General features: G+C 68.3%; 23 protein-coding genes and 1 pseudogene. 4 read left to right on the forward strand and 20 right to left on the reverse strand.

The window, feature by feature from the left end; genetic code table 11:
• Window positions 1-128: 128 nt before the first annotated feature.
• Both QRX60_RS17515 and QRX60_RS17520 read right to left on the reverse strand, forming a co-directional pair.
• Window positions 129-425 (reverse strand): hypothetical protein, encoded by a 297-nt coding sequence (locus QRX60_RS17515; RefSeq protein WP_286001843.1) that lies wholly within the window; start codon window positions 423-425, stop codon window positions 129-131.
• A gap of 65 nt (window positions 426-490) precedes the next feature.
• Entirely contained in the window at window positions 491-1,693 is a 1,203-nt protein-coding gene (locus QRX60_RS17520; RefSeq protein ID WP_286001844.1) for a hypothetical protein, read from the reverse strand.
• An 866-nt stretch (window positions 1,694-2,559) separates the two neighbouring features.
• On the opposite strand from QRX60_RS17520, the gene QRX60_RS17525 reads away from it, so the two are divergent.
• The gene (locus tag QRX60_RS17525) at window positions 2,560-3,174 is read left to right on the forward strand and encodes a hypothetical protein (protein WP_286001845.1); all 615 of its coding nucleotides are present in this window, start codon (window positions 2,560-2,562) and stop codon (window positions 3,172-3,174) included.
• Window positions 3,175-3,252: 78 nt separating this feature from the next.
• Here the strand turns inward: QRX60_RS17525 and QRX60_RS17530 are convergent, their stop codons facing one another.
• Together QRX60_RS17530 and QRX60_RS17535 are read right to left on the reverse strand one after the other, a co-directional pair.
• Window positions 3,253-3,711 (reverse strand): hypothetical protein, encoded by a 459-nt coding sequence (locus QRX60_RS17530; protein WP_286001846.1) that lies wholly within the window; start codon window positions 3,709-3,711, stop codon window positions 3,253-3,255.
• Window positions 3,712-3,973: 262 nt separating this feature from the next.
• A complete protein-coding gene (locus QRX60_RS17535; protein WP_286001847.1) occupies window positions 3,974-4,450 on the reverse strand; it encodes a single-stranded DNA-binding protein in 477 nt (158 codons plus the stop codon).
• 786 nt (window positions 4,451-5,236) lie between these two features.
• Here QRX60_RS17535 and QRX60_RS17540 point away from each other — a divergent pair.
• On the forward strand, window positions 5,237-5,449 hold the full coding sequence (locus QRX60_RS17540) for a hypothetical protein (RefSeq protein ID WP_286001848.1): 213 nt from the start codon (window positions 5,237-5,239) through the stop codon (window positions 5,447-5,449).
• A 208-nt stretch (window positions 5,450-5,657) separates the two neighbouring features.
• Here QRX60_RS17540 and QRX60_RS17545 read toward each other — a convergent pair whose 3' ends face one another.
• The 8 genes and pseudogenes from QRX60_RS17545 to QRX60_RS17580 form a co-directional block, all read right to left on the reverse strand.
• Window positions 5,658-6,701, reverse strand: coding sequence for a DUF4192 domain-containing protein (locus QRX60_RS17545; RefSeq protein WP_286001849.1), 1,044 nt, complete (start codon window positions 6,699-6,701; stop codon window positions 5,658-5,660).
• 58 nt (window positions 6,702-6,759) lie between these two features.
• The gene (locus tag QRX60_RS17550) at window positions 6,760-7,197 is read right to left on the reverse strand and encodes a hypothetical protein (RefSeq protein WP_286001850.1); all 438 of its coding nucleotides are present in this window, start codon (window positions 7,195-7,197) and stop codon (window positions 6,760-6,762) included.
• A 386-nt stretch (window positions 7,198-7,583) separates the two neighbouring features.
• Complete coding sequence (locus QRX60_RS17555; RefSeq protein ID WP_286001851.1) at window positions 7,584-7,853, reverse strand: hypothetical protein; 270 nt, start codon at window positions 7,851-7,853, stop codon at window positions 7,584-7,586.
• A gap of 51 nt (window positions 7,854-7,904) precedes the next feature.
• Window positions 7,905-8,387 carry a hypothetical protein gene (locus QRX60_RS17560; RefSeq protein WP_286001852.1) on the reverse strand — a complete coding sequence of 161 codons (483 nt, stop codon included), beginning with the start codon at window positions 8,385-8,387 and terminating at the stop codon, window positions 7,905-7,907.
• Between the two features lie 128 nt (window positions 8,388-8,515).
• Window positions 8,516-9,322, reverse strand: coding sequence for a class II glutamine amidotransferase domain-containing protein (locus tag QRX60_RS17565; RefSeq protein ID WP_286001853.1), 807 nt, complete (start codon window positions 9,320-9,322; stop codon window positions 8,516-8,518).
• Entirely contained in the window at window positions 9,310-10,605 is a 1,296-nt protein-coding gene (locus tag QRX60_RS17570) for a hypothetical protein (protein ID WP_286001854.1), read from the reverse strand. Before QRX60_RS17570 ends, QRX60_RS17565 begins: the two co-directional genes overlap by 13 nt.
• An 822-nt stretch (window positions 10,606-11,427) precedes the next feature.
• Window positions 11,428-11,889 (reverse strand): annotated as a pseudogene (locus QRX60_RS17575) (DUF4192 family protein); the annotation flags it as partial.
• Window positions 11,844-13,784 (reverse strand): hypothetical protein, encoded by a 1,941-nt coding sequence (locus QRX60_RS17580; protein ID WP_286001855.1) that lies wholly within the window; start codon window positions 13,782-13,784, stop codon window positions 11,844-11,846. The pseudogene QRX60_RS17575 and the gene QRX60_RS17580, both read right to left, overlap by 46 nt.
• 565 nt (window positions 13,785-14,349) lie before the next feature.
• On the opposite strand from QRX60_RS17580, the gene QRX60_RS17585 reads away from it, so the two are divergent.
• Complete coding sequence (locus QRX60_RS17585; protein ID WP_286001856.1) at window positions 14,350-15,447, forward strand: hypothetical protein; 1,098 nt, start codon at window positions 14,350-14,352, stop codon at window positions 15,445-15,447.
• Between the two features lie 223 nt (window positions 15,448-15,670).
• Here the strand turns inward: QRX60_RS17585 and QRX60_RS17590 are convergent, their stop codons facing one another.
• The 5 genes from QRX60_RS17590 to QRX60_RS17610 all read right to left on the reverse strand — a co-directional run bounded on the left by QRX60_RS17590 (window position 15,671) and on the right by QRX60_RS17610 (window position 18,612).
• The gene (locus tag QRX60_RS17590) at window positions 15,671-17,167 is read right to left on the reverse strand and encodes an ATP-binding protein (protein ID WP_286001857.1); all 1,497 of its coding nucleotides are present in this window, start codon (window positions 17,165-17,167) and stop codon (window positions 15,671-15,673) included.
• Window positions 17,168-17,263: 96 nt separating this feature from the next.
• Window positions 17,264-17,560 carry a hypothetical protein gene (locus QRX60_RS17595; protein ID WP_286001858.1) on the reverse strand — a complete coding sequence of 99 codons (297 nt, stop codon included), beginning with the start codon at window positions 17,558-17,560 and terminating at the stop codon, window positions 17,264-17,266.
• On the reverse strand, window positions 17,524-17,760 hold the full coding sequence (locus QRX60_RS17600; protein WP_286001859.1) for a hypothetical protein: 237 nt from the start codon (window positions 17,758-17,760) through the stop codon (window positions 17,524-17,526). Before QRX60_RS17600 ends, QRX60_RS17595 begins: the two co-directional genes overlap by 37 nt.
• The gene (locus QRX60_RS17605; protein ID WP_286001860.1) at window positions 17,757-18,095 is read right to left on the reverse strand and encodes a response regulator transcription factor; all 339 of its coding nucleotides are present in this window, start codon (window positions 18,093-18,095) and stop codon (window positions 17,757-17,759) included. The genes QRX60_RS17600 and QRX60_RS17605 overlap by 4 nt, the downstream gene beginning before the upstream one ends.
• Before the next feature lie 313 nt (window positions 18,096-18,408).
• Entirely contained in the window at window positions 18,409-18,612 is a 204-nt protein-coding gene (locus tag QRX60_RS17610) for a hypothetical protein (protein WP_286001861.1), read from the reverse strand.
• A 104-nt stretch (window positions 18,613-18,716) separates the two neighbouring features.
• Between QRX60_RS17610 and QRX60_RS17615 the strand changes: the two genes are divergently transcribed.
• On the forward strand, window positions 18,717-19,583 hold the full coding sequence (locus QRX60_RS17615) for a hypothetical protein (RefSeq protein ID WP_286001862.1): 867 nt from the start codon (window positions 18,717-18,719) through the stop codon (window positions 19,581-19,583).
• A 187-nt stretch (window positions 19,584-19,770) separates the two neighbouring features.
• Here QRX60_RS17615 and QRX60_RS17620 read toward each other — a convergent pair whose 3' ends face one another.
• The 3 genes from QRX60_RS17620 to QRX60_RS17630 form a co-directional block, all read right to left on the reverse strand.
• A complete protein-coding gene (locus tag QRX60_RS17620; protein ID WP_286001863.1) occupies window positions 19,771-20,751 on the reverse strand; it encodes a DUF4192 family protein in 981 nt (326 codons plus the stop codon).
• A 167-nt stretch (window positions 20,752-20,918) separates the two neighbouring features.
• Window positions 20,919-21,896, reverse strand: a complete 978-nt coding sequence (gene dprA, locus QRX60_RS17625; protein WP_286001864.1) for a DNA-processing protein DprA — start codon at window positions 21,894-21,896, stop codon at window positions 20,919-20,921.
• A 39-nt stretch (window positions 21,897-21,935) separates the two neighbouring features.
• Window positions 21,936-22,331, reverse strand: coding sequence for a DUF7715 family protein (locus tag QRX60_RS17630; protein ID WP_286001865.1), 396 nt, complete (start codon window positions 22,329-22,331; stop codon window positions 21,936-21,938).
• Window positions 22,332-22,426 lie beyond the last annotated feature (95 nt).

The following is a 22,426-nucleotide window of genomic DNA, read 5'->3' on the forward strand; positions in this document are numbered from 1 at the left end:
GCGCCGGCGCCTGCACTAAGGCGCCCCCGGCGCCGTCTGCCGGCGCCTGCGCGGTCCCCGGGCTGTGCCGACACAGCAAAGCGGCCGCCGATCCGGAGATCGGCGGCCGATTTGCGTGCGCGGGCTGGCTAGAACAGACGGTCGTCGCAATCGATGTGCCCACAACCGATGTGGCAGGTACGGCCGTTGCGTTCCTCGCGCCCGGTTGTGGGCTGGGTGGCGGTGGTGAGGCGGGACAGCTCGCGCCGGATCGCGTCGGCGGGAATGACCTCGGTGACGGTGCCGTCTTGGCTGGTGGCCCATTGGGCGTAGCGGGCGAGTAGTGCCCGGAGGTACGCGGCGACCGGTGCGGGCGCGTCGGTCGGGATGGTGTCGGCGGCGATCTCGCGGTCGATGTCGGCGAGAAGAGCGTCAAAGGTGCGCACGGTGGCGGCTCCTGGTTCGGGCGGCGCGGGAGCACCCGGTTCGGGTGCCCCCGCGCGGCGGGTGGTCAGGCGGCGGCGGCGAGTTCGCGCGACGGCGCGAACGTGACCAGCGGCGGCGTGTTCAGTTCCCGGCAGATTTCGCACCGGTCGTCCGTGCTCGGGGTGCGCTGCTCGCTGGGGGTGTGTTCGAGGTTGCACGCCACGCACAACCCGTCGGGCGCGACCGGGAGCAGCGCGAGCCGGTCGTAGTCGTCGTCGGTCATCGGCTGGCCGGTCTGCTCGCTGAGGACGTCGGCGGTGTCGTCACGGTCGCCGTGCCGCTGCCGCTCGGCCTCGTAGGCGTCGACACCGCTTTCGTTCTTGCGGACCAGACCGGCGGACGGGATCGCCTGCTCCACTTCGCGCCACTGCTCGTCATAGTCAGAGTCGGTAGCGCTGTCGACGTAGCGGCGCGCGGCGCGCTGCTCGATTGGTTCGTGCCTGGCGGCGATCCGGTGGGCGGGCACGGTAGTGGTGTGCTCGCCGTTGGTCGGGCGCTCGGCGCTCTCGGCGTCTGTGGCGCACGTGCTTGAGCAGTAGCGCATTTCGGGGAGTCCGGCGAGGTTGCCGTCACAGTTGCCGCACCGGTGGATGTCGCCGGAGGCGGCTTCGTTGGCCTGCTGCCGGGCGGCGGTGCGCGCGCGGGCGTGGGCGGCGCGGGCCTTGCTGGCGTACACGCACGTCATGACCAGAGTGCGCAGGTCGTCGGCGAGGTCGGGCCATAGGGTGTAGGCGGTCTGGATGGCCTCGACGATGGCGGGGTGGTCGGCGCTGGGGTTCTTCAGCAGCGTCCCGCACACGGTGAACACGTGCTGGTGAGCGTGCTGGGTCTGCGCGTTGAGCCACCGCAAGCCGTTGAGCGCGTCGGCGATGCGCGGCGGGGTCTCGCGCAGCATCACCGTCACGTCATTCACCTCGGTCACCGCGACGTCACGGCGGGTCTCGCTCGACCAGACACACACGTTGAACAGCTCGCGCTCGGCGTTGCCGTAGCTGTCCCACTCGGCGTGGACGTTGCGCACGGCGGCGAGAACGTCACCGCTGATTGTGGCGTCGGTGTTGAGCAGCGTCGCGCACGCGGTGAGGATCGCGGGCGGGTTCGCGCCGCTGTGGGTGAACATCTTCTTGAGTTCCTGCAGCGCGGGACGGATGCGCGGCGGCTGCGCCTGCAATGCGCGCACCGCGCGTTCGATGCTCTGGCGGTGCTTGGGGTGAATGGTCGAGACCATGATATCCAACTTTCTTTGTACGGGATTTGTGAAGGATTTCGGGTTTGCCCTCCCGGTTACCTTGCGATTTCCATATTACTCGGTTACTGCTTCCTGTTCCACTCGAAATGGCGTTTTCGGCAGCGTATTTCGGGAAGTTTTAGCGATCGACGAAGTCGTTTAGTCGCATTTATTTATCGCCCCCCGTGCGTCGTCCAGGCGGCTCGCTGGCCGTGCTCTCATGCTTGCCGGGGCCTGGTCGTCGGTGTTGTAGAAGCCGCTGTATGCCGAGTGGGTGGTGGGTGGCCCCGAAGCAACAAGGGCAGGCCTCCGGCCTGCCCTTAACGCCTGACCTAGGGAGTAGGGGCCCCAAATGCAAGGGTGGGGCCTCAAATTAATTTTGGCCACGCTTTTCGGTCAAAATTAATTTGGGGTGCCCTTGCATTTGGGGGGACGACCGATACAATTTCGGGGCCACCCACCACCCGCGGACGTAACGAGAACACGGGAGGTTCCCACTGCCAGCGTGGGCTAGGAGCAGGTGCCTGACCAGCCGAGACGGCGCGTCCTGCGTGGGTACGGTGTGGCTGTGGCCTGCGGGTATGCTGCTTGTAGCGCTCCGTGGGCTTGTACGGACCTTGTGGCGGAGCGTCAGCGGGCCGCCGCGAGTTTTGCCACTCGCCACTTCGGTGGCGTGGCCTTTCGAGGCTGCTGCGGCGGTACCGCGCCCCTCCTCCTAGCCCGTCGGCCATCGTCGTCACGGCGGCGGACGCGGTCGGTCGTTTCGACGGCGGCGTGACCGTGGCGTCGCTAATACGGCACGGTGGCGACGCGGCCGCGGGTAACCTGGAGCAGTACCGCTGCCCTCCCCGTGCGGGAGGTGCGTCATGGTTGAGCGTCAAACAAGTGACTCCAGGCGGAAGCGCCGGTCTTCGGCGACGCTGGCGAGGCTGGAGGCGGCGCGGCGCCGCCGCGCTGAACAGCTGGAGCGCGAGCGAGAGAACGAACGACGCGTTGACGCGGCGCTGGGGCCGTTCGCGGAAGCGGTGACGGCGATCGAGGCGGTAGAGCGCCGGCGTGAGGATCGGATCGCCGCGCTGGAGGCGCAGCTAGACCGGAAGCTAGCCGAGCTGGACCGGCAGCGCGCCGCGAAGGGTGCGGAGTTCGAGCGATCAGCCGAGCAGGTCCGCGCGGATGCGGAGATGGAGATCGGCGAGTGGCGCGCGGTGATGGCGACCTCGGTCGCTGAGATCCGCGCGGCGGATGTCGGGGCAGCGGAGACGGCGGCTCTGCTGGGGATCTCGGCGAAAACGGTGACCGCGTTATCGCGCAGCGCGGCGGCGTCGGAAGCTGGCAAGCACCGGAGTGACGGTGCGACTGCGGATGCAGGCCCAGTGGACGCGTCGCCGGTTGCGAGTCCCGCAGTTGAGGAGCCGGTGGACGAGCAGGACGTGTCGTCGGAGACGAGACCATATTCGGACGTGGATGTTCCGGCGGACTGAGCAGCCGGGCACGCCGGGCGCGAGAAGAGGGGCGGTGGCACCGTCAGGTGCCACCGCCCCTCTTGTGGTGTCGGCGGGTTAGCGCGTCGCGGTCTGGTGGTCGGCCTGCTGCCCGGCGAGGCGCCGGGCGTGGCGGGCGAGGAAGAGGCGCTTGCGTCGCTGGTAGTAGACGATCATCGCGGCGATGCCGCAGCAGAACGGGATTCCGACGGCCCAGTGCCCGGCGGCGCCGCCGTCGTCGGCTCCGGGGAAATGCGGGAGGAAGAGGTAGCCGGGCAGGGTGAGTGCGCCGAGGATGGCGCCGCGGCGGTAGCGGTGGGCGAGTTTCGGTTTGATGCGGTTGCGGCTGAGGTAGGCGACGCCCAGCCCGAGGAGCGCACCGAACACGACGGCGCCGGGGAGGGCGAGCAGGCCGGCGGGGTCGGTGAAGGGCGTGACGAGGAGTCCGATGTAGCCGAAGGGCTGGCTGGCGAGGTAGAAGCCGGTGCCTCCGGCGAGGACGAGCGCGGGGATCGTGACGCCGTAACGAATGCTCATACTTCGAGCGTAGAGAAATTCCACTACCCCAAAGGGTGGTTGTCGGGCTCGTGCGCGCTTCCGCTGCCCGGCGGCACGGGTCCGATTCTGCTGTGCGGTGTCGCTTGGTGCGGCGGTGGTGTCGTGGGTGGCGGACATGGTGGGCTCCCGGAGTGGTGGCATGGGAACGGCCGGTGGCCCAGCCCATCGGGCTTGGCCACCGGCCGCAGGTGGTGGACGGTGGTGTCCGGCCGGGGGAAGGTCCGGCCGGACACCCGATCGGTCAGAAGGGCGGGGCGTCGTTGCCCGCGGCGCCCGCGCCGACCAGTTCGCGCTCGTCGGCCGCAGCCCACGGGTCGCCGGCCGGGTCCGGGCTCACCTTCGAGGCCGCGGTCTTCGCGTTCTTGGTGACCTCGGTGGTGGCGTAGCGCAGCGACGGGCCGATCTCGTCGACGGTCAGCTCCATCACGGTGCGCTTCTCGCCGTCCTGGGTCTGGAACGAGCGCTGCTGCAGGCGCCCCTGGACGACGACGCGGGCGCCGCGGGTCAGGGACTCGGCGACGTTCTCGGCCGCCTGGCGCCAGATGGTGCAGCGCATGAACAGCGCCTCGCCGTCCTCCCACTCGCCGGTGGAGCGGTTGAAGGTGCGCGGGGTGGAGGCGACGGTGAAGTTCGCGACCGGCGTGCCGGTGGCGGTGAAGCGGAGTTCGGGGTCGGAGGTGAGGTTGCCGCAGAGGGTGATGATGGTGTCGCCGGCCATGGTGGCCTCCCTGGTGCTCGTTGGGGTGTGGAACGCGGCGCAGCCTCAGCACGCAGCGGCCGGGGGTCGCCGTCAGGCGACGTCCCCGGCCCTGGCTCATCCGCCCGGCGTGAACCAGCCCGCTGCTGAGCTGGCATCGGAGTTCGGCAGGTGAGGGCGCTGGTTCACCCGGGCGGATCGGGCCGGGCTTCGGGGACGCACTGCCCCCGGCCGGGGTGTGCTTACCTTCGGGCGATCCACGTCCCGGCGAGCCGGGCGAGGCCATTTCCGATGACACCCACCCGCCGTCGCGCCACCACCCGCGACGATCCCGAGCACGCGTCGCAGGCATTCGGTCCGCGGGCTGCTGTCTCGCTCCGGGGCACTCCGGCAAGCGGCGCGACCGCCGTGACGTGGGTGGGCGTCATGCCTGGTCGATCGCGGGCTCGCTGAGCAGGGCGCGGCGAGCGTCGACGCTGGCGTTCTCGAATACGTGTCGGATCTCCGACGGTGCGACAGCGTGGTCAAGAACGGTGGAGTGCATCGCCGTCATGAGATGTGCTCGCGGTCGGCGTCCTCGCGCGATCCGCGCGACGATTGCGCTACAACGAAGATGGGCTCGCCCCTGCACCGAGACGACCTAGGTTGTCCATGAGGCCGGCGCCTACCGGGTACCGCTACACTGGAGGCTTCCAGACCGAGACGGCAAGTCGCGACGTCTCGCTCAACTGGCCAAGGACGCGATCCAGCTGAAAAGTTGGTCGGGTCCGGCGTGGAGAAAGCCGCTCGGCCAGGGATCGAGGTTCGATGCCTGTTCTGGTTGTGTTTGTTATTTCCGTTGTTGTTGGTGCCGCTAGCGCCGCGATCGCCTCGTACTGTAAGTGGTTGATGGTCAAGGCGCTGGTCGCAAAGGCAAAGCCGTCGGATGTGCCGCGGATCGCCGAGGCAGTGTTCAAGCCGGAGATTCGGCGACCTGTCGAACGCGTTGAAGCGGCCCGGCGTGAGATCGGCCGAAAGTAGTTCTAACCGGACGCTGAGTCCGCTCACGGCGTAAGCCGAGTTCCCGAGTACCGTGGCGGCCTCGCACAGTCGTGCGAGGCCGCCACGGCCGGGAGCAGGAGCCCGGCAAAGAGCTTTCCCACCGCGCATACGCGATGCTGGGCGAACGGTGTCGGTACCAGGACGGGCTCTTCCAGCCCGGCGGAGAGCTAACCGATCGCCGCAGGTATCACGCTTGGTCGATCGTGGGCTCGCTGAGCAGGGTGCGGCGAGCCTCGACGCTGGCGTTCTCGATTACGTGTCGGATCTCCGACGGTGCGACAGCGTGGTCGAGCACAGTGGAGAGCAGCAGCGTCATGGGGTGCTTCGGGTCGGCGTTCTCGAGCGCGATCCGCGCGACGGTTCCGCTGCCACGCAGGTAGGCGTGCAACGCGATGACGATGGCCAGCTGGCCGGCGACGGGGTCGCAGCTGTGGCGCCACAGGTGCAGGACCAGGTTCTCTGCGGCCAGGCGCGTCGCGTCATCGGGGACAGCGAGCAGCGCGCCACGGAACGACAGGGTGGAGAAGGTGGCGGCGAGATCGGCGATGACCGCGTCGTCGTTGGACAGCTCGCCGTGGGCGGCAGCACGGATCGCGGCGTCGGCGCGGGCCAGGCGGACGTGTGCGGCGAGATGCCAGCTGTGGTCGATGGCGGCGGATGTGACGGCGTCGGTGATGTGGGGCTGCAGACGTGCGCGGAGGTTCTCGGGTGCTGGGGTGAACCGCGCCGCGAGGTCGTCCCGAGACGCGGCGATGGTGTGACCGGCAGCGACGGCGGCCGCCGCGGCCGCGGCGGCTGCGGGGTCGGGCAGGACACCGGTGCGGCCGGCGTCGCGGTAGGAGCGCCAGCGCGCGCCTTCGGCGACGGCCGGCACGTGCACGACGTCAACGTCAGTGAAGCCGTGTTCGGCCAGCTGCTCGATAACGCTGTCGACGTCGGTGCGCTGCGGAAGCGACCCGTCGTCGGCGTTGTCCCCATCGACGGTGCGGACGACGATGCCGATGACGCAGGAAACTGGCAGGTCGCCGCATTGCCGGTTGAAGTGCCGCGCGCAGTCTTCGGCGTGGCCGGTGAGGTGGGTGAGGTCGATCCGGGCGAGCGGGCCGGTGATGACCGAGCCATCGTCGTTGGTGAGTGCGGTGATCAGCACGAGGGAGTCGTCGGGGATGAAGCCGAGCAGCGCCGGGAGGCTGACGACCATGGTCGTGGTGCTGGCGAGAGTGAGAGACATGAGCGTCCTTCCCGAGGAGGAGGGAGTACGGGCTGTCGGCGGGGACCGGGGTTGTCGATCAGTGGCCGAGTTCGTCGCGCAGCGTCTGTGCGGCGGTGTGGGCGATCCAGGGTGGCGACGGTCGCCGGACGTCCCGGCCGGAGGCCGGGATGAATCCGTTGACCGCGACGCTCCAGAAGTCCGGCCAGGGTGGGGCGTCGGTGCGTTCGCTGCGGTAGATGACGATCACGTCCCGTCCGTCGCGGCGGCGGGCGCGGGCGGTGACCCGGATCGCGATCCGCGTCCAGTCGCGGCGTTGCACGGGCTCGTCGTAGAGCAGCGAGACCGGTGTGGCGGGCAGCGCCCGGCACAGCTCGACGAGGACGCCGCGCGCGACGTTCCAGGCGCCGAGATCGTCGAGGTTGCCGCGGCGGGGGACGTTGCAGGCGACCGACTCGGGCAGCACGTAGGAGCGGCTCCAGTCGTAGGGGCTGAACCACAGCTGGTTCTCGGGCATCGGTCAGGCCTCCACTGTGGTGGCGTCGCCGACAAGGTGGGCTGGCGCGCGCATACCGCGGAGCGACCGCCGGGTTCCGCGGGGTCGGAGACGGTCCGGCGGCCGCCGAGTTCGGTTTCGATCAGCCGGCACGCCAGCTCGTAGGCGAAATCGCTGTGGTCGCTGGTGTTGGGGACGGTGGATGCGGTCACGAGGGACCTCCGTGTCGGGTGCGGATGACCGCGCCCGACCAGCACGCCCGGGGCCCCGGCGCTCGGCAGCTCGGCGCGGCCGAGCTGCGTGAGGTCGGCGCCGGGGTCCCTGGGTGTGCTTTCCTGGCCGCGACCGTCCGCCCCGAACAGCGGGTGCTCGGACGGTCTCGCTGCAGCTGGCCGGGGCGTGGGGTCCTACTGCGGCTGGGATTTCGCGGCTGGCTGACGCGTGGCGTGATCGCGGATGACGCGGATGTTGTGGTCGTGTAGGACTTCGGCGTGGCGGCCGTCGTCGGGCACGTACACGAAGGCAGCGGGATCGTCGATGTTCCTGGTGGTGAAGCAGAGCATGTAGTGGGGGCCGGCGGTCCGGGAGTCGCTGCAGATTTTCTTGGCGTCAGCGACGCTGACCCGCCAGAGAACCCGCTGGCGGGTCGGGTTGGTGTGTTTGCTGGCGATGAACACCAGCGCTTCACCTGACGGCAAAGAAGTGTCCTTTCCGGATTGGGCGGAGCGTCAGGAGCGGGTTCGCGGCGGCGCGGTGATCGGGCGGATGCGCAGCGGCGGCGTGAGCAAGTAGCAGGCGGCGGGATGGCCGTAGAGGGTGACGACGTCGTAGCGGGTCAGCCAGACCGCATGCCAGGCCTCGGCGGGTGCGCCGAGGCGGCGGTCGCTATCCGCGCCGTGGACGGCGTCGGCGTCGATCTTGTGGGCGCTGGCGCGGTAGTGGCTGCGGCGCCCGGCGACCATCGGGCAAGCCGCGATGGTGTAGGCCGCGCAAAGCGGATGCAGCCCAGGCTCGGTGCTCGCGCAGCGAGCCAGGTCGGACTCGCGCACGAGCAGAACGAGACGGTCGCCGAGGGCGCGGCCGCAGACGCCGCAGAGCCGCCGGTGGATGGCCGTGCGGGTCTTGGCGGCATCGACCGCGCCGATCAGATACCTGCCATCGGCGGTGCGGGGCGTCACCCAGGGGACGACGAGACCACCCAGGATCGGCAAGTGGGCCAGAGCAGTAGGGATCGGTGGTGCCGAGTCGGCGGAGTCGGGGCAGGAGGGCATGGCGGTCCCTTTCCGGCCGGGCGCGACGGAGGCCGCCGCGCCCGGCCAGCAGTCGAAGGACGAGGCGGTCAGGCGTTGAGGGCGGGTGCGACGAGGCAGACGCAGTCGTCGAGGTCCTCGCCGCAGTCCACGCAGCAGACGCCGACGAGCAACCGGTAACACCAGGAGGGGCAGGGCTGGTTGTCGGCCGCGCAGAAGGGGCACGCGCCGCACGCCATACACAGCCCGGTTCCAGGGTCGACGGCGTCGGTGACACCGCAGTAGTGGCAGCCGTCGTCTAGGCCCCACCACGCGGTCTGGCCGGGGTGGGTGTCGAGGTAGTCGCGGTTGGAGTACCAGGAGCGGTTGTCCCAGTATCCTGCCTGCTCGTTGAACAGGTAGCCGTGGTCGGGGTAGCGCGGGTTGACGGTCAGGATGACCAGCTTGTTGGACGCGCCGAGCCAGGACTCGATGCGCTGCCGGGTCGCCAGGCGATCGATGGCCAGGAATCGTTTTGCGGAGAGGATGTCGTCGGCCGCGATGCGGGTGTCCGACCGCGGATCACCCTTGCTCGGGTGGGCTTTCTTTGGCAGGACTCCGTTGTGGGCCAGGACGGTGCGGGGGTCGCCGCCGATCGGGAAGGGGTGGATGTTGTCTTCGGTGACCGAGCCGTGGGTGGCGTAGCGGCTGTGGAAGAGGGCGGGCTTGTCGGGGTGCAGGCCGCGCAGGGCGGCGAACTCGTCGATGACGGCGGCGGCGTTCATGCCGCGGCCGGTGATGATGCGGTCGCCGTCGACGACGGCGTAGCCGTGGCCGTCGTTGTTGTGCACAGCGCCGTTGGCCAGGGCGGTGGTGTCGGGCTGGATCCCGGCGGGAAGGTAGGTCAGCATGCACATGCCAGGTCCTCCAGTTCGGCGGTCAGCGGCGCGTACTGCGGGTGGGACAGCAGCCACTGGGTGAAGGCGCCCCAGGTCCACCCGCCAGCCCGGGTGATGTCGGGGACGGTCAGGTCGCGGGTGTAGGCGACGGAGGCGTCGGCGAAGGCGAGTGCGGCCTGCACGTGCTGGATGTCGAGGCTGGAGGCGAACACGCGCAGTTCGAAGGTGTCTTCGGGCTGCGCGTTGATCGCCGAGCTGCGCTGCCCGTAGTAGGTGCCCTTGCAGGCGTCTTTGATGTGGTTGCGTTCGGCGTCGCGGAATGCGGCGTAGCTGCTGGTGCGGCGGGCGACGGTCTGGACGTCGTCGGCGTTGCGGTAGACGAACTTCATCCACCGAAACACGTGACACGGCCCGGCGAAGGCCGCACGGCTGATGTGGACGTGCAATCCGTTGCCGTCGCCGCTGCAGCCGGCGCCCTCGAGCGTCTCGAGCAGATGCCAGGGGAACGAGTCGAGGGCCCAGCGGTAGGCCATCGGGTGGGTGACGAGCTCGAACCCGTAGTCGATGCTGCTGTCTTCCTTGAGGTAGCCGAGTCCGTTGAGGGTGTCGACGGTGTCGTCGATGCGGTCGCACAGGTGCCCGAGCGGAACGTTGATTTCCAGCTCGAAGCCGAGGTAGCGGGGACCGATGCCGTGGAAGACCGGTTTCGGCTTGTACGAGTAGCTGTGCAGACGGTCGAGATCGTCGTCGGTGTCGTGGTCTTCGCAGTAGGTTCCGCTGTCGATCAGGGTGGTGCAGACGCCGCACTCGTAGTAGTCGAGTCGGCTGGCGCAGTCGTCGCACAGGTCGCGGCCGGTCTCGGTGCTGCGTAGTGCGTCGTCGTAGTGGTCGCAGTGGTCGCACAGGTCGAAACCGTCGAGGCAGTTCGGGCACAGCTGGCGGCCGCCGGTGGCGTAGAGCGGTTCGTAGAGTCGCAGCGGCACGAGGCCCGAGCACCGGGTGCAGGTGAAGGACTCGTCGGCCTCGTCGAGGGCGTGATTGCGGCAGAGGAATCCGTCGCGGATGAGAATGTCGCACTGATCGCAGGTGCGGTAGCGCTCGGCGCGCTCGCAGTACTCGCAGATCCGGCCGTCGTTGTCGGTGACCGAGGTGACGTCGGTGATCTGCCCGCATCCGTTGCACTGGTGCAGGGTGCGGACGCAGTCGTCGCAAGCGGCCAGCGTGGGGCTCAGATGGAGCGGCGTTGTGGTTTCGCTGCCGCAGTCGCCGCAGCGGACGATGTCGTCGACAGGTGTGGTCATGGCGGGTGGCCTTTCGCGCTGTAGACGTGAAAAGCGCCCCTCCCGTCGGGAAACCGGGGAGGGGCGCATGGACTGAAGGGAGAGCCGGTGGCGCGGTGTTGGGTGTTCGGCGCGCACCGCGCTACCGGCCCTCGGGGGCGGTGCCCCGGTCCGGGTAGGGAAGCCCCGGGCGGGACACCGAGTGGAGAAACATCAGCAGGCTGGTCCGCCTGATGCGGTTCGTCGCCTGTGGACGGTTGTCGTTGGTGCTGTGGTGGCCTCCCGGGCCTCGTCGGTGTGCGGGACGCGACGGGGTTTGAGCGCCCGCGGGCCCGGGGCGTGAAGCCCGGCGGGCTCGTCCGGCCGGTGTGAACCGGCGATCGGAAACGCGCGTGGGTGCGCGGTGCCGCGGCGCCGGTTCACCCGTGCCGGATGTGGTGGGGCGCCGGGTTCAGGCGCCCCGGGACTGGGGGTGCTGTGCTCTCGATGACCTGCACGGCCGACGGTGCCGGGATCACCTTGTCCGCGCGGATTTCGCTGTCCTGGCCCAGCGCTGACGCCAGATCAGAACGCGGTCCTTTGCGCCGCAGTGGTTTCTAGGTAGCTACTTTCGCCGGCGCAGGCGGTCCGAGATTGACGTGAGCAATATCGGGAGGAAGTACAGCAGGGTGATCGACCCAATCACGGCGACGAAGATGCCGACGATGGTGACCGGCATTCCAAGTAGTGCAGCGGCGCCGCGGACGCAGTGTTCGGGCACGTGGACTCGAGTGTGGGCTGCATGCGACGGGCCCTTCTTCTCCGCTGGGACAGGGACGTCCATTCAGGAACGTCAGAGGTGACTCAGAAGTCGGGTGTGGACGTGGTCAGCTCGGCGCGCAGTTCCTGGGAGATGGCGAAGAAGTCCGGGTCGACCGCGGCCGGGTCGATACCGTTGCGGTGCATCGCGCGGATCAACTTGCTGAGCTGGGTCGGCCGCGGATCCTTGGCGAAGATCGCAGCGGCGGAGATGCCATCGTGGCGCAGGTAGGCCGTCGTGGCAGCCAGGACGGCCATCTCCGGTGCATACCGCTCGGGGGCGTGACGCCACAAGTGCAACCAGAGTTCGGCGGAAGATGCGGATGCATCGGCGACACTCCGTTCTGCGCCGCGGGCACGCCGCGCGGCCCGGGCGAGGAGGACAGAAAGGGCAGGAACGGGCCCGGCACCATGTGTGCGGGCCCGCCCCTGTCCTTTGACAGCGGGGTGACGTCGATCGGTTAGCTCGCGGCGCCGGCCAGCTCCGCGGCGGCGACTTCCGGCTCTGCCGGAGCGCCGGTGCCCTCGGAGAGTTCCCGCGCGATGTCGATCCCGGCACTGACGCGCGACCCACTGCCGCCCGGCTCGGCGACACCGGTGGTACGTGCATCGAGCACGTCGCCGTGCTGCTCATCGTCGGCCGCGTCGCTGGTGGGGGTCTCGCCGAGCGCCGCGGCGATGACGTCCCGCTCGCTCTGCGGCTCGATGATCAGCTGCTCGACGTCGGAGGCCGGATAGCCGGCGCCGACGAGTGCGGTCAGGTACTCCTGCGCCGCCTGCTGCGCGTATCGCCACGCGTTGCGCGAGAGCGCCTCCTCCATCGCGCAGAAGGTGAGGAACATGTCGTAAACGGTCGCCTTACCCGGCGTGGAGGCAGTGGCGACCTTCTCGGACAGGTCGGTCACGGTGCTGCCGACGGGCAGGCCGAGCAGCTGGCGGGCGAGGGCGTGGTTCTGGTTGAACGCGCGGCGCAGCTCGTAGCCGCCGTGGGCCTTCTGCCGGGCGAGGAACAGCTGCGCGCCCTTGGGCGCGGTCTTGCGCAGCGCGAACTCGGCCAGCCACTCACGCCGCGGCTTTTCGGAGGCGTCGATCAGCTCGTTGTTCTTGCGCACCCACCGGCGGATGATCCGCGCCTCGGTGCGGGCGCGTTCGTCGGCGGCCAGCGCAGCTCGCGCGGCCGCGAGGTCGCTCTCCTCGCCCGCGGCGCCCGCACCACCGCCATCACCGGTGTCGAGTGTGCTGGTGGTGCGGGGGGTGAGGTCGACACGCCCGGCCGGGGCGTGGCTGAGCGCGTGGCCGTGGGCGCGGAAGTCGGCGCAGCCGTAGACCGCCACCGGGACGCGGTCGCCGTTGTCGTCGTGGTGGTCGTCCTCGATCCAGGCGCCGTGGCCGGGGCAGGACGCGTGGTCCTGGGCGGTCAGCGCGGTGTAGGGCGCGTCCTCGGGGCTGGGGCGCAGCCGGTCGAGGGAGCGGGCCTCGCCGGTGTCGAGGGTGAGGCTGCCGCCGAAGATCGTCACCTTGGCGGCGGCCAGCTCCCGGGTGAGCTTCGTGACCAGGGCGGCGAGCCGCTGCTTCTCGGCGTGTTCGGCGCGCTTGGCGTGGGCGAAAACCTGGAAGTTGTTCGGCTCGGTGCGCGCGATGCGGACCAGTTCCTTGGCGGTCTCGCGGTCGCCGGCCTTGTCGAACTCGGCGACCACCGCGGCCTGGACCAGGTTGAGGTCGAAGCGTTCGGCGGCCTTGAGGGCCAGCTCGCTCTCCCCGGCCTGGAGCACCTGCTTGACGTAGGCGGCGCCGTTCCTGCCGCGGGCGAGCTTGCGGGCGATGCCCGCAGGCGTGAGGTTGAACGCGGCCAGCTGCTGGATGGCCCGCGCGCTGTCGCCGAGCGTCAGCGGCTTACGAAGATCGTTCTCCTCGAGCTGGCGGACGATCCGCTCGATCGTGGCCTTGCGCTCGTCGGCCGGCGGCGGGGTCTTCATCCAGACCGGCAACTCGACGCCCGCCGCGCGGGCGTTTTTGAACCGACGTTGCCCTTCGGTGATCATGACGATGCCGGTCTCGTAGTTGCGGTAGCCATTGGCCGCGGTGTTGATGCCGTTGTTCTTGAAGTTCGCCGTGGTCGCCGGGTCTGCCTCGGCGTTCTCGGTGCGGACGTTCTCGGCGAGCAGCGCCTCATCCGGGTTGATGTGGATGACGGTGTTGATCTCGGCGTCCCACTGCGCGTGCAACGCCGCCAGCTCGTCCTCCGACAGCCCTGCGAGCGGGTTACCGCCGGACGCTGCCTCTGCGGTACCGGCGAGGTCGGTAGGGGCGTCTTCGAGGCTGGTCGGTGCGGGATCGACCTCCGGGGTGGTGGGGTCGGCTTCGTCGGCGCGCTGGGTGGGCAAATCCATCGTGGCGGTCACGCGGGCTCCTTGATACGGGCCGGTCGGTCACCAGGAACCCCGGTGACCGACCACGAACCCCGCACACCGCGCCGCCCCGAACTGCTGTTCGGCCGTGGAGAAAGGCGATGTGCGGGTGTCCCGGTCGGGACGCACTCGCCACAGCGGGGCCGCCCGCGTCGGCGGCAAGCCCGCCCCTTTCCTGCCCATCCGCCGCCGACGTCGTGATCGGGCGGGCTTCCGCCGATGCCAGGCTCCGCTAGAGTGCGTCGGCCCGACCGGAACACCCACACTGCTTTTCTCAGCGCAGTAACACTTTTAAGAATGACTGCTTCAGTTGGCCAGTTGAGCGGTTGGGTCGGCGACAGAATGCTGCTCTGCACGGGTGGTTCGTGTGCAGTTGGTGGGCATGTCCGCCACAAGGCTTGCGAGCGGCGCAGTGCGCTTGCTGGGTGGCCGACGGTCTGGCGGACAACGTTTCTAGCCCAGCGCGGTCGCACTCGTGCGGGCTGGATGAACTGCTGATGGCGTACGAGCTTCTGGGAATGCGGTGTCAAAGTCCGCAGTCGCCCGTACACTACAGGGCATGAAATCCCCTTCAAGTCACGCCAGCGAGTATGTCGGCCCCATTTGGACGCTGAACGCCCGAGACAATTTCCTTCTTCGGATGACTCGTAGCTACTTCAACCTAGACTCCACTTCCGTTCGACGTGAGATAGAAGCGGCCCATCGAGAGACAGTCGACCTCCTCGGACGCAAAGGCGTGAAATATATGGATCTACGAGCAGCCCTCGTCCCAAAGGGCGACGGGGCTGAGGTGGTATTCGTATTCGACTCGGAAGTCGAATACGGTCCCGAGCCATTCCGACGTGTACTGCAAATGCTGGACCAGAATCACACCTGTAGCATCCTCGCCGGTGACCTTCTCGGCATCCCCGACGACTTGGCTCGAGGTTTATTGGAGAATTACGTCAATTGGTTCAGGCGTCCAACACTCCTTCATAGCAGTCAGCTCTACGGTATCTACATCAACAATCTGACGTCGACCAGGCTTGATGCACTTCGTCGTTCAGTGGAAAGTATGTCGTGCTACGTCGGATTTAGTGACGTTACTTACAGTACCCCCTTCAAAACCTGGATGTCGATGACACTTCCATCCTGCTATGTAAAGCTGCGTAATGTATTCATTGCGGCCCATTCCGACGATTTGTCGGACGAGGAAAACGAAGATGCGCGCGGATGGGTTGGCGAAGATCGACGATGTGTGAGCATTGCCGATCACTACTTCGAATTGTTTCTCTCGTTCAAAATCGAACGTCAACTTTCAGCAGGAGACCGCGAGGATGTCTACCTAAGCCTTAATGGCATCAGTGACCATCCATCAGGGCTTTCTGATCTTGATATCGAAATAACGCCGGAGAAGCTTGAATACCTTCAGCGCGAAAAGGCTGCGTCTCTCGGTCGTGCTGGACTGTTGGAGCTATCGGTTGACGAGGTGCGCGCTCAGATCTCCGGTAGGATGGGATCCAACTACGTATACAACCTCCGATACCACCTCGAGCGCGGACAGTCATTATTCAACATTATGCTCGAATTTTCTCACGAAGACCAGAGGTTCAAGCTGATGGTCGCACTGGAGTACCTTCCGTCAATCCGAACCTTGAGGATAATTACGGCCTTCTAGGTTGCGAATGTGTGTTATCAAAATGTCCATTGGTCAAATTCTTCCAAGTGGACAGCCGAAGTGTGCAGTCATATACGAGCCATATGCAGATGGCGACGGCCGGTCAACTGTCGTGCTCAACGGCCAACCATCGCGAAAAGTCACAACTTTCTTCATCCCTCTGCCCAGGCCGCAGCAGCGGGCTTATCGCTAAAGTCCTTTCCTGGTCATCTCTCACTTCAGCTCACCTTGGAGCCGGATTCCGCAGTAGGCCCAGCATTCCGCTGCGGTGGGAGAGCGTCAGCCAGATGTCGGCGATGTCCGGGTGCGCGCGGCCGTCCAGGTCGGCACGTGTCCAGGCCAGCCGAAGGCACCGCGCAGCGGTGCGGGGAGTAATCCGGCCTTGTCGGATCGCGTCGTCCAACTCGCCCACGGCGTTGGCGGGGAGGCCGGCGACGGCTTTCGTGTAGTCGATCTCGGCGCCGGGTTCCGGTGCGGCACCCCACCGGTAGCGCGCGCGTTCCCGCGCTCGGGCGACGCTGTCTCGTAGCGACTCCAGGGACGGTAGCGACGGATCGGGCTCGGCGACGGTGACCTCCCGCAGGAACAGGTCGACGCGGTCGAGCAACCACTGCGGGATCCGGGCGAGGTAGCGCGCACGCTGCGCCGGGGTGCAGCGGCAGTTCTTGGTCCGGACACTGCCGCAGAGGCAGTCGCGGGCGGTGAACACCATGCGCGCTCCGGCCGGGCGGGCTTCGGCGCCCGCCGCGGCGGTGATGCCGATCACGCCGTTCTCCAGCGCCGGACGCAGGACCTCGACGATGCGGGTAGAGAGGCCGGGGAGGTCCTCGACGGTCAGGACACCGCGGTGGGCCAGCGTCAGCAGTCCCGGGCGACTGAGGGATCCGGCTACCGCGGCGATCGTGTCGTCGGGCAGCAGGGGAACTCCGGGCGGCCGGTGGTGCTCGCTGCGGTCAGGGGCAGGTTCGTCGGCCAGGAAGTGCCACGTACTGACCTCGAGTGCCTCGGTGTCGGTGAGGTCGGCCATTAGCGCCCGGATCAACCGTGGCAACAGGAGGACCGGGGTGCCGGGAGCCGCGACGTGCAGGGTGTGGTGACCGCCGGCCGCGGCGACTGCGGCGGCTCGGACCGCCGTGGGCGTCAGTCGGGCCCAGGCTTCGGGAGCCCACGACGTGGTAGGCGATGCTCCGTCGCCCGATTCGGGCCGCGGGGCCGGAGTGGGTCCGCCGCGCAGCCAGCTGACCAGCTCATCCAGGCAGGCGACAGGAACGATGGTGAGGCCCGGGACGAGACCGGCCTCGGCGGCGTTCGCGGCAGGCACGACCAGGTGGGTGAAGCCGCCCTCGGCGGCCGCGATCGCCCGCGTCCGTACATCGGGGAGCGGGCGGACGGTGCCGTCGAGACCGAGTTCGCCGATCAGCGCCGTCGCGGTGAGCCGCCGCGCCGGCACGGCCTTGGTGACCAGCAGCGCCGCGGTCGCGGCGGCGAGATCGACGTCGGAGCGCGGGTGCGTGGTGGAGGCGGTCAGGTGCACGACGCCCTCGGGCCACGACAGGCTGCTGTTGCGGATGGCCGCGCGGACCCGGTCGCGGGTCTCGCGCGAGACCGGGTTGAGGCCGTGCACGCGCAGCCCGGTGTCGCCGACGCCGAAGTTGGCGCGGATGTCGACGATCCGGGCCTGGGAGCCGTCGAGGGTGATCACGCGGGTACGAGCTTCCATGGCATCGTCCTTCCGGGGAGGAGAAAGGAACTCCGGCGCCCGAGAGGGGCTCCGGAGGCGGGGTTGTTCATCGCCGCGCAACAGCGGCGCCGAAGGTCAGCGGCAGGAATCGGGTGAGACGGGCGCGGTGCGGTCGGCGGCGGCGCGTTCACCGACGAGTGCGGCGAGGGCGAGCGCGTTCTCGACGGTGGCGTCGATGCTGAACCGCACCCGGCGCTGGCGGCCACGCCAGAACGGCTGCAGCACCTGCGCGGTCGCGAACAACGGCTGACCGTAGGCACCGACCGACACGGTGCTCGCCCCGGCCGTCGGGGCCGTGCCGAAGGCCGCCCCGATCGCGGCGAGAACGAGGGGGATCAGCCATACAGCCAGGTCATCGACGTGGCCAGGCACTCGGCGGCGGTCCCCGCGTCGGCGGCCGACAGCAGTGCCGCGCCCCGCACGACGATCGCGGCGTCCGTCGGGTCCCTGGTGAGTAGTTCGCCGATCACGGTTTCGGCGTCGGCGCCGACATCGGCAGGATCGATGACAAGCGGCAGGGCAGGATCATCGAGGTAGGTCGCCAGGGTGGCCGGGTGAGTGGGATCGGTCATACCCGTCCTCCGTGCGCGGGCCGACGCGCGGCGGAGCAGTTGACGGCCGTCGGTACGGTGCCGTGTCGGCACGATGATAGCGAGATTCCGGCCGATATCGGTTGTGCCAGCGGCAGGTGCGGGAGCCGGCAATGGAAGATGCCGGTGTCGTAGGCGACGGCGACGGCGTGCGCGCGATTACGGGCATTCAACTTGGCGAAGATGTTCTTCATGTGGGTGCGGATGGTTTCGGGTGAGCGGAACTGCTTCCCTGCGATCTGGATGTTGCTCAGACCGCGCGCAACATCGCAGAGGACGTCCCGTTCGATGGCAGTTAGCTCGGTCGCACGTGGCACGGTCGGACCTCCGACAACGTTCGACGAGACGCGCAAGAGGAGACTGGCCGGGACAGCGCGGCGCGTGCGCTGACCCGGCCAGCCCCGAACCGGGACTCGGCTCGCCCGGGGAAAGGCGTGCCGACTCGGGGATTCCCGGTTCATTCAGGTGGCCTCGCAGGGGTGGCGTGTGGACGACACCGGTCACCCAGGTCCCGTCGTGGCACCGGTCAAGGCCCTGGTCTTGCGGTCGGGGCGTTTGATGTTCTGCGGTGGGCCTTGACCGGTGTCGCGGGACCTGGTCGCGTGATCGAGGCCGCGCGACACCGCGAGGTCATGGGTGGCCGGGAGCCACGGCATCGGTCCAGGGCTCGTGATCGGAATCGGCTATCCACGTGATGAGGGCGTGGCCGGGCTGCTCGTCAACGGGCAGGTCGAGATGCAGGGCGGATTCGGTGAGGGCACGGGGCTCGTGGCGGTCGACCAGACAGGCAGTGACGCGACAGACGGTGCCGACGGCGCGGCCGTCGAGACGCAACGGCCAAACATGATCGAACGGGTAAGTGGCACGGAGCGATGCGTGCGCGGGCGGTGGTCGGGGTAGTGGTAAGCGGCCCACCAGTTCAGCGCTAACATGTGTAAATGGCTCAGGTCGAGATTTGCGCCGTCTGTGGAAACAATCCGGCGACAGGGCAAGGTGAGCACGTTTGGCCACAGTGGTTCCTCAAAGCAATGGACGCGCTAGGCCCACCAAAGAAGCCGTGGGCGGTCAACTCGATCCCAGTTGTAAATAAGCGTGGTGTGCCAATCCATCATTCTCAGCGGCAGCGCGTGCTCTTGCCGGTTTGCAGAACTTGCAACGGTGAGCTTAACAAGCGCTTCGAAATGCCAGCAAGAGAAGTTGTCAAAGAACTCGCGACCAATGGCTGGTCGGGCGAATTTAATCAAGCCGAGTGGCACTCGGTTGGGATGTGGTGGGCAAAGGTGCTGTTGATGCTCGGTCATCCCAAGGCGAGGCTGGGTGACAGGCGTCTGAACGATATTGCTATTCGTTTCGACAATCCTCCGCATGATTATCGCTGGATGGTCGATGGCAGTTCTCCTCCTGTCGACCTATCACTGTGGGTTTTCAGAGGTGCCATCGAAGATTCTGAATCAGAATTCACGATGGTGCTTCCTGATTCGGTGGCGATGCGCAGTGGGTCCACTGCTCTATGTCATGAATTATCACTCGTCACAGAAGGTCTATGTGTAACGGTTGTTTCACATCCGGGGGTTTCTATCGACCATCCGCTCGTAAATCGCCAGGACGCGTGGGAACTGCTCCATAACCCTCCTCAACGTGGAGATCTCTCGAAGTTGAGGTCTCTGCCTGGGAAAGCGGTATCGTGGATGCGCGGAGAAAAGGTGCCCGAGGGGCACAGTGTTGGACCAGATCAATTCTCGCGACTGACGGCGATGATCGGGTACGAATCCGATGACGTCCTACCCGAACCCGAAGGCATTTAGCGCAGCAAGCGGAAGGTGTAAGCGATCCGTCGTCCAGACGAGATTGTAGTGAGTGGATCCGGGGTCGATTGGGTCGCGGCGGCAGCGATGTACGACGTGATCTGCTCTGGGCAGCACGCCGAGGCGTCCCGAGCGGTGATACGACGTCCGAGACGCTGCAGCCGCGACGAAGTATTGATGACGTGGGCTACCAGCGTGTCGCGCCGACCCGGCCGGCGGTCTCGTCTAGCTCGTGCTCGACGACCTCGGCGCTGGCGTGCTGCTGGAACAGCAATCCGACGGTCGCGGCGCCCGGCGCACCGTGCGCGTGGGCTAGAGCGCAGGCGGCGAGATGGCGGTCGCCCCGGCGGACGGCGCTGGCCGCGATCAAGGTGGCCAGCCGGGCCCGAGCCGCAGCGTCGGTACTGCCGCGGTAGAGGGCCATCCACAACTGCTCGATTCGCTGCGGGTCGAGCGTGTTCGGTGGAAGGAGCGCCGGTCCGTAGGTGGCGTTGTCGGCTAGCGCGGTCGTGACGGCGAAGGCCGCGACGTCGTCGACGAGTTCGCCGCGACCAGCTTGGACGGTGGCGTGGGTGACGATCCGGTTGGCCTCGTTACCGCGACGAACTAGGAACGGCACGATCCGGCGGGCGAACCGGCCAAGGTCGGCCGGCAAGGTCTCCCCGGATTCGGTGAAGGGCAGGCCCCAGGTCGGGGTCGGGGCATCGCCGCCCAGCTGTACCGGGGCGGCGAAATCGAGGTCGGCGCCTGGCGTGATCACGGTGCCGAGGTGGGTGGGGCGGCGATAGTCGCGCCAGGGAGCGCCGGGGCGGGTGTGCGGGGCCCAGTAGCGGCCGATGACGGTGTGCCCGGCAGGCCGCAGGTCGGCCTCGAGCGCGGCGATCGCGGCCCGCAGCGGCAGCCAGTGCCGGGAGTGGTTCTCGGCGATCACGATGACGACCAGGTCGGTGTCACGGTCGGCTGGCAGCGCCGCGAGCACGTGCCCGGCGATCTCGGTGGTGGTCATGCGCCGCGCCAGGCTAACCGGGAAGGCCGCGCCGGTTGGCGACGTCAGCCGCCGCGGGGTTGGGCTGTCCGCGTGGGAGGGCAGAGCTATGACGTGCAGGGTGCCGGCACAGGTGTCGGGCAGGGATCCGATCAGTTCACCGGGGGTCAGGTACGCGGTCACGGTCGGCGCTCCTCGGCTCGGCCTCCCCGGCGTGCGGGCTGGGGAGGCGGTGGCGGCCCACGAAGGTGTGAGCCGCCACCGCCTTGAGCGCGCGTCCGACGGCGGCCCCTCACGCTGCGCGAGGTCATCGGGCCTGCGTGAGGCGCGGGCCGTCGTCGGGGCGTGCGCTAGCGTCGATCGGTCTCGTCCACCGGGATGGCCGCCTCGGGTTCGGCGTCCACCTCGTCCTCGGGCTGCTCGATCACCGCGATGACGTCGTCGGCCGAGGTGACCAGACGGGCCGTGCCGTCTTGGATCAGCCGGTGGCACCCGGCGGACGCGGTGGAAGACAGCGGACCCGGGATGGCCAGGACGGGTCGACCGAGCCTGTCGGCCACGCGCGCGGCGTGCCGGGCACCACTGCGCTGGCCGGCCTCGACCACGACCGTCGCCCGGGTGAACGCGCCCAGAAGCCGGTGGCGCAGAAGAAACCGGTGCCGCGCAGGCGGCACGCCCGGCGGGTATTCGGAGACGACCGCGCCGGAGGTGGCGATCCGCTTCAGCAGGCCTACGTGTCCGGCCGGGTAGCCGCAGTCGATTCCGCATGCCAGAAGGGCGACGGTGCAGGCTCGGCGATCCGTGGCCAGCGCTCCGCGGTGGGCGGCGCTGTCGATGCCGTAGGCGGCGCCGCTCCACACCGTGACATTCCGAGACGCCAGCGTGTAGGCGAACTCGGCGGCGTGGTGCTCGCCGTACTCGGTGGCGGCCCGTGCTCCCATGACCGCGACCGACCGCGCGGACGCCAGCTCGTCCAGCCGTGGCTCGCCCTGGATCCAGAGGCCCAGAGGTGGCCCACCGAGGGTGGCGTCGTCGGCGGCCAGCGTGCTCAGGCCGCCGACGACGCCGGCCGGCCACTCGTCATCTTCGGGGATGACGAAGCGGGCGCCAAGCTCTGCGGCGGTACGCAGGGCGGCGTCGGCGCGCATCCAGTCAACGTCGAGTCGGGTTTCGGTGAGAACGTCGGTCGGGGCGGTGCGTTCGGAGACGTGGTGGGCGGCGTCGACGGGCCCGACCTCGGCGACGTAGCGGGCGAGGAACGGGTTGGCGGGTTCGGCGGCGTGCTGGAGGAACGCACGGGCACGCCGCGCGTCGGTGGAACAGGACATGAAGACTCCTTCATGGGGAGCTGAACGGGCGGCCGGCGATCACGATCCGGGGAAGCTAAGCACCCGGATCTCGCTGCCCCGGCGTTCGACGACGGTGCCCACCGGCCACATGGCGGCCAGCAACAGCAACTCCACCGCGGCATCGATGACCCCGTTGCGCGTCTCGACGTTGTCCTTCCAGCCGAGGGCGAGGAGTCCGGCATGGAAACGGCCGATGTACTGCGCGGCGGTCATGTCGGTTGCGACGACCTCGGCGGTGGTCGAGGTCTGCCGACTGGTGATGCCGGCGAAGCTGCGGGCGCAGCCGCAGATGGGCGAGTCCGGGTCGTCGTGGTATTCGCCGGGAAGATCGACCAGTTCAGTACCCGGAATGCTGTTGGAGTCGTTGACCCGGTCGCCTTGGGTGCGGTGGGTGGAGACGAAGTACTTCAACACGGATTCCTCCTCGGTGGCCGCGGCCAGGGTGGGCGGCGGACGCGGCCTTGGCCAGCGGGCCCCGCGGGGCCGGGGCAAGCCGGCCGGAGGATGGC

The organism is Amycolatopsis mongoliensis, from assembly GCF_030285665.1.
GTDB lineage: Bacteria > Actinomycetota > Actinomycetes > Mycobacteriales > Pseudonocardiaceae > Amycolatopsis > Amycolatopsis mongoliensis.